At 59.2% G+C, this 14,018-nt stretch carries 11 protein-coding genes; 8 read left to right on the top strand and 3 right to left on the bottom strand.

Annotation, left to right across the window (positions count from 1 at the left end):
* The first annotated feature begins 51 nt into the window (after positions 1–51).
* The 5 genes from CU048_05670 to atzF all read left to right on the top strand — a co-directional run bounded on the left by CU048_05670 (position 52) and on the right by atzF (position 6,078).
* On the top strand, positions 52–1,395 hold the full coding sequence (locus tag CU048_05670; protein ID QBR70846.1) for a carboxylic ester hydrolase: 1,344 nt from the start codon (positions 52–54) through the stop codon (positions 1,393–1,395).
* A gap of 158 nt (positions 1,396–1,553) precedes the next feature.
* Positions 1,554–2,708, top strand: coding sequence for an ABC transporter permease (locus CU048_05665; protein ID QBR70845.1), 1,155 nt, complete (start codon positions 1,554–1,556; stop codon positions 2,706–2,708).
* A 3-nt stretch (positions 2,709–2,711) separates the two neighbouring features.
* Positions 2,712–3,500: an ABC transporter ATP-binding protein gene (locus CU048_05660; GenBank protein QBR70844.1), complete on the top strand. Its 789-nt coding sequence runs from the start codon at positions 2,712–2,714 to the stop codon at positions 3,498–3,500.
* 7 nt (positions 3,501–3,507) lie between these two features.
* Positions 3,508–4,632 carry a hypothetical protein gene (locus tag CU048_05655; GenBank protein QBR70843.1) on the top strand — a complete coding sequence of 375 codons (1,125 nt, stop codon included), beginning with the start codon at positions 3,508–3,510 and terminating at the stop codon, positions 4,630–4,632.
* A gap of 78 nt (positions 4,633–4,710) precedes the next feature.
* Positions 4,711–6,078: an allophanate hydrolase gene (gene atzF / locus CU048_05650; GenBank protein QBR70842.1), complete on the top strand. Its 1,368-nt coding sequence runs from the start codon at positions 4,711–4,713 to the stop codon at positions 6,076–6,078.
* Positions 6,079–6,291: 213 nt separating this feature from the next.
* Here atzF and CU048_05645 read toward each other — a convergent pair whose 3' ends face one another.
* From CU048_05645 to CU048_05635, 3 genes are all read right to left on the bottom strand, one after another.
* Positions 6,292–7,560 carry a porin gene (locus CU048_05645; GenBank protein ID QBR72695.1) on the bottom strand — a complete coding sequence of 423 codons (1,269 nt, stop codon included), beginning with the start codon at positions 7,558–7,560 and terminating at the stop codon, positions 6,292–6,294.
* A 212-nt stretch (positions 7,561–7,772) separates the two neighbouring features.
* Entirely contained in the window at positions 7,773–8,660 is an 888-nt protein-coding gene (locus CU048_05640) for a 6-phosphogluconate dehydrogenase (protein QBR70841.1), read from the bottom strand.
* 51 nt (positions 8,661–8,711) lie between these two features.
* Positions 8,712–9,749: an alcohol dehydrogenase gene (locus CU048_05635; protein ID QBR70840.1), complete on the bottom strand. Its 1,038-nt coding sequence runs from the start codon at positions 9,747–9,749 to the stop codon at positions 8,712–8,714.
* Positions 9,750–9,892: 143 nt separating this feature from the next.
* Between CU048_05635 and CU048_05630 the strand changes: the two genes are divergently transcribed.
* The 3 genes from CU048_05630 (at position 9,893) to CU048_05620 (ending at position 14,013) form a co-directional block, all read left to right on the top strand.
* Positions 9,893–11,683, top strand: coding sequence for a twin-arginine translocation pathway signal protein (locus tag CU048_05630; protein ID QBR70839.1), 1,791 nt, complete (start codon positions 9,893–9,895; stop codon positions 11,681–11,683).
* A 645-nt stretch (positions 11,684–12,328) separates the two neighbouring features.
* On the top strand, positions 12,329–13,255 hold the full coding sequence (locus CU048_05625; GenBank protein QBR70838.1) for a multidrug ABC transporter ATP-binding protein: 927 nt from the start codon (positions 12,329–12,331) through the stop codon (positions 13,253–13,255).
* Positions 13,252–14,013: a sugar ABC transporter permease gene (locus tag CU048_05620; GenBank protein ID QBR70837.1), complete on the top strand. Its 762-nt coding sequence runs from the start codon at positions 13,252–13,254 to the stop codon at positions 14,011–14,013. Before CU048_05625 ends, CU048_05620 begins: the two co-directional genes overlap by 4 nt.
* The last annotated feature ends 5 nt before the right edge of the window (positions 14,014–14,018 follow it).

Raw genomic sequence — 14,018 nt, 5'->3', positions numbered from 1 at the left:
TCCAATTTGGCAATTTCGCTTTCCCGATAAAAATCGGGGCGAGGGTTAGTCATGGTCGACAGTCTTGTTGCCGAAACCCTTCGCTCCCGAGGTGCCGACGAGGCAACTGCAATCGTTCGCGCGGCTAGCGAGCCGCTGCCGTCGCCAGACGAGGGGGAGGAGTTCGGCGAATTTTTCGACCGTTTCGGCGACGCGAAGGTCGTTTTGCTGGGGGAGGCGACCCATGGCACGTCGCAATTCTATAGAGCTCGTGCGGCGATCACCCGCCGCCTAATCGAAAAGCATGGGTTCACTATCCTTGCGGTTGAGGCGGATTGGTCCGATGCGGCGCGAATCGACAGATACGTTCGCCACCACGCGCGTGAGCCATCTTCCGAAGAAGCCTTCTCGCGCTTCCCCACGTGGATGTGGCGCAATGTCGAAGTGCATGATTTCATCGAGTGGTTGCGGGCTCATAATGAAAACCTGCCGGCGGCGTCGCGGACCGAGTTCAGAGGCCTCGACATTTATAGCCTGGGGAATTCCATTGCCGCTGTTCTCGCCTATCTCGATCGAGTGGATCCCCAGGAAGCCAAATTGGCGCGTGCCCGGTATGGCTGCCTCACCCCCTGGCAGGATGATCCATCCCTCTATGGCCGCGCGACGCGCTATCTCGACAAGTCCCCTTGCGAGGATGGTGTTGTAGCCGAACTTCGCGCACTGCTGGACAAACGGCTCGTCTATGTTCGCCGCGACGGAGACTCATTCTTCGATGCCGCGCAGAACGCCCGTGTGGTGCGCACGGCGGAGCATTATTATCGGCTGATGTATCGCAGCTCCAAAGACTCCTGGAATCTGCGCGACCGCCACATGTTCGATACTTTGACGCGGTTGCTCGCCGCGCGTGGCGGCGAAGCCAAAGCGATCATCTGGGCGCATAATTCACACATCGGCAATGCCGCGGCCACCGCCATGGGCTGGCAGGGTGAGTTCAACATCGGCGAATCGTGCCGCTCGGCATTTGGCGATTCGGCAGTGCTGATCGGCTTCGGCACGGATCGTGGGACGGTTGCCGCCGCGAGCAATTGGGGCGGCCCCATGGAAATCATGCAAATCAATCCCGCGCGGCCTGATAGTTATGAGCGCATATTCCGTCAGACGTTCGTCGAGTGCTCCTTGACCGATTGGCGAAGGGGCAACAAAAGCGAATTATGCGATGCCTTGTCGAAGCCCCGCCTGGAGCGGGCCATCGGCGTCATCTACCGGCCGGACACGGAATTCCTCAGTCATTATTTCGAGGCGGTGATCACCGAACAGTTCGACGCCTATGTGTGGTTCGAGCAGACCAGCGCGGTGACCCCGCTGGCGGGCGGTCGGCCGCATGGGGCGCCGGATACCTATCCGTTCGGGTTATGACGCGAGACGACGCCCGTAAGCTTGGTTGGGCCGCGGATAATTCAAGCGACTTTCCGTTCTGCCTTCCTTCCATCTTTACTTTGCGCGGGTCACGATGGCACATAGTCTAAGAGTCAACCTAAGGGAGCCGCGCGCCGGGAATCCTCCTGCGACGCGCCTTGTGGGAGAGCGAAACATTGGCGCCCGAACTGATCCTCAAGGGCGGCGGCGCCGAAGAGCGCCTGCAGCTGTTGGCGTCCGGCTCCTGGACAGCCGCTCATGCGGCCTTGCTTGAGCAGAAGGTCAAGGCGCTTGAGGTTCCAACTCAAGGATCCCGGCGCCTCGAGATCGACATTGCCGGCATTGGAGAGCTCGATACATTCGGAGCTTGGCTGCTCGAAAGGACCGCCCGCGACTTCGCCGCACATGGATTTGACGCCGAGCTCGTCGAGGTTGCCGCCCGCTTTCGCGGCTTGCTCGATGAGATTCATGGCTGCGGCCGTCAAAAGCCAACTTCGAGGCGGCCTGCAAATCCGATCTTGGACAAGCTTGAATATCTCGGCCGTCTAACGACCGATTTAGGCCTGGATCTCATCCGGCTGTCGGGATTATTGGGTGCATTGGGCAGCGCGACGGCCCGTATATTTGTTCGGCCGCGTTCCTTCCGCTTGGCGTCCGGCGTCCATCAGCTCGATCGGGTGGGTTGGCAGGCGATCCCGATCATATTCATGATCACGCTTCTGATTGGCGGCATCATCGCCCAACAGGGCATTTTTCATTTCCGAAAATTCGGGGCCGGCGATTATGTCGTCGATCTGGTCGGCATCTTGGTGCTGCGAGAACTCGGCGTTCTCATCGTTGCGATCATGGTTGCCGGACGCTCGGGTAGTTCCTATACGGCTGAGCTCGGCTCCATGAAAATGCGCGAGGAGATCGATGCCCTTCGCACCATGGGCCTCGATCCGGTGGAAGTCCTCATGCTGCCACGGATCGTCGCCTTGGTTTGCGCCTTGCCCATCCTTGCTTTCATCGGCTCGATGTCAGCGCTCTATGGCGGCGGCCTGGTGGCTTGGCTCTATGGAGGCATGAGCCCGGCTGTCTACATTGGTCGCCTTAGAGAGGTGGTCACCGTAACGCATTTTGAAGTCGGCATGATCAAGGCGCCGTTCATGGCGTTGGCGATCGGGCTCATCGCCTGCTCGGAAGGATTGCAGGTGAAGGGAAGCGCCGAATCGCTCGGTTTGAAGACGACGGCCTCCGTTGTGAAGTCGATCTTTTTCGTGATTGTCCTGGACGGGTTCTTTGCGATCTTCTTCGCCTCGATCGGAATGTAATGCATGGGTAGCCTGCCCGAAGAATCGATCATTCGTGTCCGTGACCTCGTCGTCGGATTCGGAACGCAAACCGTGCTCAATGGTATTTCGCTCGACGTTCGGCGTGGCGAAATCCTGGGGATCGTCGGGGCCTCCGGCGGAGGCAAATCGGTTTTGCTACGGACGATCATCGGGCTGATTCGAAAACGCCGCGGCAGCATTACCGTCTTCGACAAGGATCTCGACCTTGCCACACCTGAGGAAATCCGGTCGGTGGAACGGCGCTGGGGAGTCCTTTTTCAACAAGGCGCGCTGTTCTCGTCGCTGACGGCACAGGAGAATGTGCAATTTCCGATGCGCGAACACCTCAATCTTTCGCAAACATTGTTTGAAGAGGTCGCCGCCGCGAAGCTTGAGATGGTCGGCTTGAGCCCAGACGATGCGCAAAAATTGCCTTCGGAGCTGTCGGGCGGCATGGTCAAAAGGGTGGCGCTCGCCCGCGCGCTCGCGCTGGATCCCGAGATCGTCTTTCTCGATGAACCGACGTCCGGCCTTGACCCCATAGCCGCCGGCGAATTCGATTCCCTGATCAAAACCTTGCAGCAGACTTTCGGCCTGACCGTCTTTATGGTCACCCATGATCTCGACAGTCTCCACACGGTCTGCGACAGAATCATTGCGCTCGCCGATGGCAAAGTGGCCGCGGCCGGGTCGCTTGCCGCGATGCTTGCTTGCGATCATCCCTGGGTGAGTGCTTATTTTCGTGGCAAGCGGGCCCGCGCTCCTGCCTCGAACCTTGCGTCGATACATTGAGGTCGCGATGGAAACGCGCGCACGTTACGTCTTGATCGGTCTATTTGTCTTGGTAACAGGAATTGCGGGATTCGGATTCGTCTATTGGCTTCATGCCACGGGCGGCCTCGGCGAGCGTTCCGTCTTTCGCGTGCGCTTTGATGGACCGGTTTCCGGCCTGCGCGCGGGGGCTCCGGTCCTCTTCAATGGTATCCACGTCGGCGAAGTCACCGCTCTTCAATTAAGTTCAGCGAACCCAGGGCAAGTCTTCGTGACCATCGCCGTCGATCGCAATACGCCGGTCCGCGCCGACAGCAAAGTGCGGATCGACGTTCAAGGCCTGATGGGCAGTCCTTCGATTGCACTTATTGGCGGCTCGGCTGCATTGCCGGTTCTTGCGGCGTCCCAGGGTGAGCCACCCATGCTGATCGCCGATGCTTCGGCCGGTCAGGATCTGACGCAGTCCGCACGCCAGGTCCTCGGCCTGATCGACAAGGTTGTCTCGGAGAATTCAGATACGCTTCACGACGCGATCACCAATCTGGATACCTTCTCCGCCGCACTTTCCCGCAATTCCAATCGGATCGACGGCATCGTCGCCGGGCTTGAGAAAACCTTCGGCGGCAGCGAGCCAAAGGGCCCTCTCCCCACCTTCGATCTGGCCGCCCCCCGGGTGATCGTGACGCCCCCGAAGAAGCCTAGCAAACAACTTGTCGTCGCAGACCTGACGACCTTGGTGAGGAACGACACGCAAAGAATCACGATTGTTGCAAAGGATGGGCAAAGCTCCTTTTTAGAGAATGCGCAATGGGCCGACAGCGTGCCGAAGCTGCTTCAGGCCAAGATCATCCAGAGCTTGGAGAATGCTGATTTTCTGTCGGGCGTCGGACGCGCCTCCGACGGTCTCAGCAATGATTATCAGCTGCTCATCGATCTCCGCAGCTTCCAGATCTCGCTTTCTTCTCCACCGAAAGCCGAGATAGAATTCGCGGCCAAGATCGTCGCGCAAAGCGGACGGATCATAGATTCTCGTGTCTTTCGGGCCGAGGCGCTGATCAAGGCAGTTGAACCGGCAGCCGCGGTCGAAGCGCTCGATCAAGCCTTTATGCAGGCCGCCTCGGAACTCGTCGAATGGACGGCGAAGAAAATCTGAAGTCCAGAGCCTTTGCTTTGGCGAAGCCGGCCTGGGCCCCCAGCGGAATCTCATTTTTGGCGATCGAGGAGAAATAATGTGCTTCCTGCCACACTGACTCTCGATGCGCTCCGCACCCTCTATCTCGAGCGGCCATCCGCGATTATGGATGTCGTCGAGGAGGTGCTGGCGCGAGTTGCGGCCGCCCAAGACCCTGCCATCTTCATCTCGCGTGTTGCCCCGGACGATCTCCGGCGCGCGGCGGGCGATCTTCTGGACCGGGAGCCGGATCCCTCTCGGCTGCCGCTTTGGGGCATCCCCTTCGCGGTCAAGGACCTCATCGATGTCGCGGGCCTCGACACCACCGCTGCTTGTCCCGCCTTCGCCTATCGCCCGGAAAAAGACGCCTTCGTTGTGGGCCGCCTCAAGGAGGCCGGCGCTCTGGTCGTCGGCAAGACCAACCTTGACCAATTCGCCACCGGGCTGAATGGCACCCGCTCGCCCTATGGCGCTCCACGCTCCGTGTTCAATGCCGATTATGTGTCCGGCGGATCAAGTTCCGGCTCGGCGGTCGCGGTCGCGGCCGGGCTCGTCCCCTTTGCACTCGGCACCGACACGGCGGGCTCGGGCCGGGTCCCGGCCGCATTCAACAACATCGTCGGGATCAAGCCGACACCCGGTCTGTTGAGCGCGACAGGCATTATTCCGGCCTGCCAAAGCCTCGATTGCGTGAGCATTCTCTCCGCGAGCGTTGCCGATGGCCTCGAGATCCGCCGCATTGCGGAGGGGTTCGATCCCGCCGATCCCTATTCGGTGCGCGGAAAGCAAGAGCCGCTTCCATCCTCTCCACGCATCGGCGTGCTCCTGACCGATGAACGCGAATTTTATGGCGATGAGGAGAGCGCGGCACTCTACGCCGGCGCGATCGATCGGCTGAGGGGTCTCGGCGCCGAAATTGTTGTCTTCGACTATCGGCCGTTTCGCGACATTGGCGCGCTTCTATATCAAGGACCCTGGCTTGCCGAGCGCCTGGCCGCTGTGGGCGGCTTCGTCGACGCCCATCCGCAAGACGTCGAACCCACGGTGTTCAACCTGCTCGAAAGCGCGCATCGCCACAGCGCGGTTGACGCCTTCGTCGGCATGCACCGGCTCAAGGAATTGAGCCGGATTGTCGAAACCGAATGGGCGAGGGCCGACATCCTGCTGCTTCCGACCTCCCCGACGATCTATAGAGTCGAGGACATGTGGGCCGATCCAATTCGTCTCAACGCCCGGCTGGGTCATTATACGAATTTCGTCAATTTTCTGGGTTGCTCGGCAATTGCAATTCCGGCGGGCTTTAGAAGCGATGGCCTGCCATTTGGGGTTACGCTGGTCGCGCCGCCATTTTTCGACGACGCTTTGGCCGTCCCGGCGGCGCTTTTGCACGCGGCCTCGAAATGTGGCGCAGGCCATGCGCGGGGTTAAAAAAACCGCCCGGCGTTTCAGCCGGGCGGGATTTTTGGGCTCTTTGTTTTGCCGCCTGATCTTGTCCCAAAAGTCAAACGCCTTTTGGGGATCGGGCTCTAGATCACGATGATTTTGGATTGACTCGATCCAAAATCATGAACGTGATCTTGTTCCAAAAGCTTAGAGCGGGATGCGGGCGGAAAACCGGTTTCCACTTTTCCTCATCCCGCTCTAGAACTTCGCGATGATGTCGCCGCCGAAGGTGAATTGCGAGCTTTTGGTGCCGACCCCGAACGCCGGGAAGCCCAGGCCGTTGAACGGCGTCGTGCCGTTCAGCGAAGCGTCGTAGCGAACTTCCGGGCGCACCGTCAGCGATTTCAAAAACGGCAGGCCCTCGGGCAACGCCGGCGAGATGTTGAGCCCGGCGGTCAGCTCCAGATAGGTCGTCGGCGCCGGCCCGAACACCGCGGTCGACGGGAACCCATATTCGACATTCACGAAGTCGAAATTGCCCGGGAAGGCGGCGACGAAGAAATTATTGTTGTCGCGCCAGACCTCGCCGCGGCCGACCAGTTTCAGCCAGTCGTTGACCGTGTAGATCGCATATTGCGCGATGCCATAGCCGCTCGCCTTGAACCCGTCGTCGCGGATGTAGTTGAGGTCGGTGATGAAGGTCAAGGAGTCGGTGGCCTTCCAGATCGCGGTGATGTCGCTCAGATAGCGAAGCGCCCGGTTCGGATTGCAGGCGCAGGCGAGGGCGGTCCCGAAGGTGTCGGGGTTTTCCGCGCCGATGTGGGTGGTCGCCAAAATCGTCAGATTGCCGTCGAGCAGATTGAGCCCGATGCCGCCATGAAACGCCGCGGCGCCATTGTTGTCGCCCTGGCGATTGCCGAAGGTGGTGTTCACGCCGGTGTCGACGCCGAGATAAATATCGACCATCGGATCGACATGCGAGATCGTCATGATGCCGGTGTGGACCAGCGGAATGCCGAAGTTGAAGATGTAGGAATGCGAGTAGAGATAATTGGTGGTCGGGTCGATCGTCTCGGCGCCTTCGAGGGTCACATATTGGCCGAATTTGACGTCGATGCCGCCGGCAAACAGCCAGGGCAGATGGACGATGCCGAACGCCTCGACCGGGGTGAACTGGCTGCGGTCGTTGATGATGTAATCGAACTCGCCGAGATAATGGGTGTAGCGCGCGTCCGAGCCGTACATCAGCTGCAGCTTGAAGCCGAAATCATAATCGGTCGCCTTCGGATCGAGCGGCCGCTGGGCGGTGAGCAGCATCTGGTTGAGGAGCGGCGTATTGGCCTTGTCGGTGAACAAATGGCCGAAATTCAAGCCATCGCCCGGATAGTCGGGATTGAGGGTCAGGCCGCCCTCGACCACGCCGGTGACGGTGATCGTATCCCACCAATTGGCGGGGGCGGGCGGCGGGGTCGCGGCGACATCGGCGGCTTGCGCGATCCCGGCAAGGCCCAGGGAGAGGCCGAACATCAGCCCGGTGCAGAGCGCCGGGACCAGCAGGGTTTTTCGCGAACGGGACATGAGCGGGTTCTCCAAGCGGCAAATCATTGGCTAGGAGGGTGCGCCGCAAAATTCTAAATGCAATATTTCTCGGAGGTCCAAACACGCTTCTTCCAGACCGCGATGCGATTCTGCAACAGTTTGCGTAATTGCACAGCAGGAAATGCGGCAATGAGGCAGCCTCAGCCGCCCCCGGCGCCCGCATCTTCCGCTGCGCGTTTGGCAATAGCCGACCAGTCAAGCTCGCCATCACCATGGGCGAGCGCGGCCAAAAATCTGTCCCGCACGATTCCCGCGAAGGGCAGGGGAACCTCGAGTTTTTCCGCGGCAAGCTGAATCAGGCGGTTGTCCTTCTGGCCAAGTGCCATCTTGAAACCGGCCGGAGAATATTTGCCCTCGAGGATCATGCTGCCGTAGGTCTTGTAGACGGGGGCGGCAAACAGGGTCTCGGTCAAAAGTTCGTAGACCTTGCCGGTCTCGATCCCGCCTTTGGCCGTCAGGGCAAAGGCTTCCGCGAGGCTTTCGATGACGCAGGTGATGAGGAAGTTGCCGGTCAGCTTCAGGAGATTGGCCTGCGCGGGCGTTTCGCCGATGACGAAGGTTCGTTGTCCCATCGCATCCAACGCCGGACGGATCCGCCGCACAATCTCGCCAACGCCGGCCGTGGCGATAAAGAGCTTGCCGGCCTGGGCCTGGTCTGGCCGGCCGAACACCGGTGCGGCGACAAAGTGCTGACCACGTTCGGCATGTGCGTGATCGAGATGCTCGGAAAGCGCCACAGAGATCGTGCTCATGGAGACGTGCACCGCGCCCTTGGGCAGCCCCTCGGCAAGGCCGCCTTGGCCTAGAGCAACGGACTCGACCGCCGTGTCATCGGCGAGCATGGTGATCGCGATTTCTGCGTGCTTGGCCGCCTCCGCGGGCGTGGCGGCGACCGCGGCGCCCTGCTCGTGGATCGCTTCGGCGGGCGCAGAACTCCGGTTCCACACCGTTATCTTATGCCCGTGCTTCAGGAGGTTGCGGGCCATGCCGCTGCCCATCCCTCCCAATCCAAGAAATGCAATATCCATGGCTGCGCTCCGTTGTCGGCTTCAGCTGCCCGCTTCCAGCCGGATCAGGCTCTATGTTTCGATGATGACCTTGAGCGCTTGCGTGCTTGCCGCCCGTCCGAACGTATCATAGGCATCTAATACATGATCGAGCGTGAAGTGATGCGTGATCAGCCGCGCCGGATCGATCCTCCCGGACTGAACCGTTTTGAGGAGCATCGGCGTGGTAACCGTATCGACCAGACGGGTCGTGATCGTGATATTTTGCGACCATAGCCGCTCTAAATGAAGATCCGCCTTCACACCGTGCACGCCGACGTTGGCTATGGTGCCGCCTGGCGCAATGATGTCCTCGCAGAGAATAAAAGTGGATGGTATGCCCACGGCCTCGATAGCGGTATCGACGCCGCGCTCGCCGGTCAGCTTCATGACCTGTTGTGCGGCCTCACCGCCACTTGCGTTGACCGTCGCAGTGGCGCCAAACCGTTTCGCTATTTCCAGACGGTTCGCATCGAGGTCGATCATGATGATCTCGGCGGGCGAATAGAATTGCGCCGTGAGCAGGGCGGCAAGGCCGATCGGGCCTGCGCCGACGATGGCCACCGTATTTCCGGGCTGTACATGCCCGTTGAGGACGCCACACTCGAAGCCCGTGGGCAGGATGTCGCTCAGCATGACGAGCGCCTCTTCATCCGCGCCTGAGGGAATCGGGTAGAGGCTGGTGTCCGCGTGAGGAATGCGCACATATTCGGCCTGGGTGCCGTCGATCGTGTTGCCGAGGATCCAGCCGCCGGTCGTGCAATGGGAATACATTCCCCTGCGGCAATACTCGCATTTGCCGCAGGAGGAGATGCAGGAAATCAAGACGCTGTCGCCTGGCTGGAATTGGGTGACGCCGGAGCCGGTTTTCTCGATAATCCCGACGCCCTCATGTCCGAGGATACGGCCCGGTGCGCAGGTTGGCACATCGCCCTTGAGGATGTGCAGATCAGTGCCGCAGATCGTGGTCTTGGAGACCTTGACGATGGCGTCTGTCGGCGCACCGATCTCGGGCATCGGACGATCTTCGAGAGCTTTCTTCCCAGGTCCCTGATAGACAAGGGCTTTCATATTGGCCTCCTAGGCTCGGGGGCCGCATGAGGCGGCCTTAGGGAAAATTGATAAGCCACCCTCCAAACTTTATTTTGATGTCAGTCGATGAAGAGTTAGAAACCATCATGGTCTAGGTTCCCACGCTAAATCGAGGAAAGCATATGTGTCTTGCTTGTCGTCCTGGGCTCCTCGCTTTTGCTAAGCATGGCACGGCGCGACGAGGGTTCCTCAAAGGCATGATAGCAGCGGGAGCGCTCCTTGCGGCCAAAGCGTCAGCGGCTGAACCAGCAGCCGCGCCGGCCGGTTCTCACGCTGATCTTATCATGCATGGCGGAAAGATCCTCACGATGAACGATGCCCAGCCGCAGGTGGAAGCCATTGCTGTGTCGGGAGGTAAAATCATCGGAGTCGGATCGCTTACCGAGATCATGACGCTGAAAGGTCCCAAGACGCAGGTCATTGAACTTGGCTCGCGAACATTGCTACCCGGTTTCGTCGAGCCGCATATCCATTCTACCTTCGCCTTCTTCGATAGCTGGCTTGACCTCGGTCCCTTCGTCAATCGCTCGATGGACGAGGTGAAGGCCAAGGTCATGACGGCAGTTGCCTCGGCCAAGCCCGGAGACTGGATTCTCGGCCAGCTTTTCGATCCATTGATCACACAAGGCACCTTCGATGTGTCCATCAAAGCCCTCGATGCGCTGGCCCCGAACAACCCCCTCGTCATCCTCGAGGACAATGGCCACATCGCCTTTGTCAACAGCAAGGCGTTTGCCGCGGCCGGCATCACGACCAAGACGCCCGACCCTCCCCATGGCCGCTTTCTTCGCGATGCCGCGGGCAATTTCACCGGTGAAATCCAGGAGCCGCCGGCCCTTATACGCTTCGCTGAAGCGGCGCCAAAAATCACTGGCGCACAATATGTGGCCAACATCCTCAAGCTCTTCAATCTGGCTGCGTCGAAAGGCTGCACGAGCGTGCATGATTGCGGCATCGGGGCGCTCAGCCCGGAAAGTGATCTCGCTGCGATTAAGGCCGTCATGGAAGGGGGAGCCGCACCGGTGCGGTTTTCCGGCTTTCTGGCTTCGACTGCCATGCCGACATGGCAGGCAATGGGGCTCAAACCGGATAATTCGAGCGAGACCGTCCGCATCAATGGAGTGAAGGCTTGGGTGGATGGCACAAACCAGGGCTATTCCGGCTATCAGCGCGTGCCCTATTTGAACACAACGAGCGTCGGCACTGCCAATTACACGCTGGCTGCGCTGAGCGCGGCGGTCGTGGAGGCCCACGACAACGGCTGGCAGGTCGGCGTCCATGCCAATGGCGATGCGGCCATCGACATGGCCCTGACGGCATTTGAGGCCACGCTGAAAAAGACCCCACGCAAGGATGCGCGGCACCGGATCGAGCATTGCACGCTGCTTCATCCCGAACAAATGGACAAGATGGTAGAACTCGGGATCTCGCCCTCGTTCACAATCGGACACGTCTATTATTGGGGAGACTCGTTCCAGAAGACGATCTTCGGCCCCGAAAGGGCCAAGCTGATCGACCTCTGTGCATCCGTCGTGAAAAAGGGTATGCGACTGAGTTTGCATAGCGACTATAATGTCACCCCGATCGGACCGCTGCGGTATGTCTCGAACGCGGTCACCCGCAATCTACGCGGTACGACGCAAACACTGAATCCGACCGAGGCTCTCACTCCGATGCAGGCGCTGCGCGCCGTGACGATTGATGCCGCTTGGCAATGCCACATGGACGATATCGTCGGCAGCCTCGAGGTTGGGAAATGCGCGGACTTTGTTCTCCTCGATCGCGACCCGACAAAGGTTCCGCCAGCCGAGATCATGGATATTCCCGTTCATGAAACGTGGCTCGGCGGTATGCGCCGTTTCTCCGCGAAAACGGGAAGCCCTAAAGATTCAGTGCGATCGCGCGCGGGGTAGGCGACATGCGCCATGTTCATGCCTATTGGCCGGATCAATGCGCAGCGTTGCAATAGTGCGACAACGTTGCCGCAAGAGTGTAACGAAAAAAATTGACACATCCGCGGAACAGGCGGATCATTCGTAGGCTTTCGCAGTGTTCACAAGAGCCGGTCGGAAGCAGAAGGCGCCCTCTTTCGATAACCCATCGGATCCCTTTCAAAGGGAGAAGCCATGACTCCACCGGGACAATCTGACGGACCCTGGCACGCCACAGGGTCACGGTGACGTGAAAGCTTAATATGCCGGCCGAAACGCCACCGCCGACAATCCAACTATGATTTTGCGAGTACGGCCGCGAAGGCCAAGCATCCGTTACGTCGCAACAAAATCTGCACAAATCACAGATCGCTTCGCAAAGCCGAAGCAGGGCCCCGTAGCCGCTTGAATGCGCCGGGGCCCGTTGTGCGTCTTGGCGGCGCCCCAATTTTTGACGTAAATCCCCTTCAAAGCCTCGGTGCTCGCACAGGTTGAGCCTCTGAAAAATATTGTTCCCTCGGCCCCGACCTCCTCGCATAAACTGTAATCGCTATGCGCGGGATCAGGTCGTTTTGAGAGAGGGACAGGCCGTCGTCGACTTCTGATCATTCTCCACCAGGGGGCTCCGTGCAGCCGATTATTTCCGTATCCGATCTGACCAAGACCTACGCTTCTGGCTTTCAGGCCCTCAAAAACATCAATCTGCAAATTCGGCCCGGAGAAATCTTCGCCCTTCTCGGACCCAATGGCGCGGGTAAAACAACCCTGATCAGCATCATTTGTGGCATCGTCAATCCAACGCGTGGCGTCGTCCTGGCCGACGGCCATGACGTCATCAGCGACTATCGGGCGGCACGATCCAAGATCGGTCTTGTCCCGCAGGAATTGTCCACCGACTCATTCGAGACGGTCTGGGCGACGGTGAGTTTCAGCCGCGGCCTTTTCGGCAAACCCGCGAACCCTTCCTATATCGCGAAAGTGCTCAAGGATCTGTCCTTGTGGGACCGCAAGGACAGCAAGATCATGACGCTGTCTGGCGGCATGAAGCGTCGTTTGATGATTGCAAAGGCCCTTTCCCACGAGCCTCAGATCCTCTTTCTCGATGAGCCAACGGCAGGCGTCGATGTCGAGCTCCGCCGCGACATGTGGGAAATGGTGAGATCGTTGCGGGCAACCGGCGTGACGATCATTCTGACGACCCACTACATCGAAGAGGCCGAAGAAATGGCCGACCGCGTCGGGGTGATCAGCAAGGGCGAGATTATCCTCGTCGAGGACAAGATCGCGCTCATGAACAAGCTTGGAAAAAAGCAGCTCACCTTGCATTTGCAAAGCGCCCTGGCAACGCTCCCGGCCGAACTCGCGGGTTACCAACTGGAGCTGTCTGAGGATGGATTGGACCTTGTCTACACCTTCGATGCGCAACGCGACCATACAGGGATCGCTACTTTGATGCGGCAATTGAGCGAGCTTGGGATCGATTTCAAAGACCTCAAAACAAGCCAAAGCTCCCTGGAAGAAATCTTCGTCAGTCTGGTGAGGTCGAGACGATGAATTATTATGCAATCCGCGCGATCTACTCTTTTGAAATGCGGCGCACCTGGCGAACGCTGCTGCAAAGCATCGTCTCGCCGGTTATCTCGACGTCCCTCTATTTCATTGTCTTCGGAGCGGCGATCGGCTCGCGCATTTCGGCGATCGACGGGATCCATTACGGCGCCTTCATCGTGCCTGGCTTGGTCATGCTATCGCTCTTGACGCAGAGCATTTCGAATGCGTCCTTCGGCATATTTTTCCCGAAGTTTTCGGGCACGATCTACGAAATCCTCTCGGCTCCCGTCTCTTATATCGAAATCGTCGTCGGTTACGTGGGAGCCGCCGCCAGCAAGTCGATTTTGCTCGGCCTTATCATCTTGATCACCGCGCGGATGTTCGTGACTTTCGAAATCGTTCATCCGCTGTGGATGCTGGCCTTTCTTTTCCTCACCGCCATCACCTTCAGCCTGTTCGGTTTCATCATCGGTATCTGGGCCGATGGATTCGAGAAGTTGCAACTCGTGCCATTGCTGATCGTCACGCCCTTGACCTTCCTGGGCGGAAGTTTCTATTCCATCGACATGCTGCCGCCATTCTGGCGCACGGTCACGCTGGCCAATCCGGTCGTCTATTTGGTCAGCGGGTTTCGTTGGAGTTTTTACGGGAGTTCCGATGTCGGCGTCGGCCTAAGCCTTGGCATGACCATAGTCTTCCTCACTCTTTGCCTGGTGACGGTGTGGTGGATTTTTAGGACGGGCTATCGACTAAAAAATTGACGTTG

It is taken from the genome of Beijerinckiaceae bacterium (assembly GCA_004564215.1).
Taxonomy (GTDB): domain Bacteria; phylum Pseudomonadota; class Alphaproteobacteria; order Rhizobiales; family Beijerinckiaceae; genus Methylocapsa.
Note: the sequence above shows the minus strand (reverse complement) of the source record. Positions and strands in the feature narration are given on the sequence as shown.

Coding starts and splice junctions, on each gene's coding strand:
- CU048_05670 (QBR70846.1), top strand. CDS start 52: ATGGTCGACAGTCTTGTTGCCGAAACCCTTCGCTCCCGAGGTGCCGAC.
- CU048_05660 (QBR70844.1), top strand. CDS start 2,712: ATGGGTAGCCTGCCCGAAGAATCGATCATTCGTGTCCGTGACCTCGTC.
- CU048_05655 (QBR70843.1), top strand. CDS start 3,508: ATGGAAACGCGCGCACGTTACGTCTTGATCGGTCTATTTGTCTTGGTA.
- CU048_05645 (QBR72695.1), bottom strand. CDS start 7,560: ATGTTCGGCCTCTCCCTGGGCCTTGCCGGGATCGCGCAAGCCGCCGAT.
- CU048_05640 (QBR70841.1), bottom strand. CDS start 8,660: ATGGATATTGCATTTCTTGGATTGGGAGGGATGGGCAGCGGCATGGCC.
- CU048_05635 (QBR70840.1), bottom strand. CDS start 9,749: ATGAAAGCCCTTGTCTATCAGGGACCTGGGAAGAAAGCTCTCGAAGAT.
- CU048_05630 (QBR70839.1), top strand. CDS start 9,893: ATGTGTCTTGCTTGTCGTCCTGGGCTCCTCGCTTTTGCTAAGCATGGC.
- CU048_05620 (QBR70837.1), top strand. CDS start 13,252: ATGAATTATTATGCAATCCGCGCGATCTACTCTTTTGAAATGCGGCGC.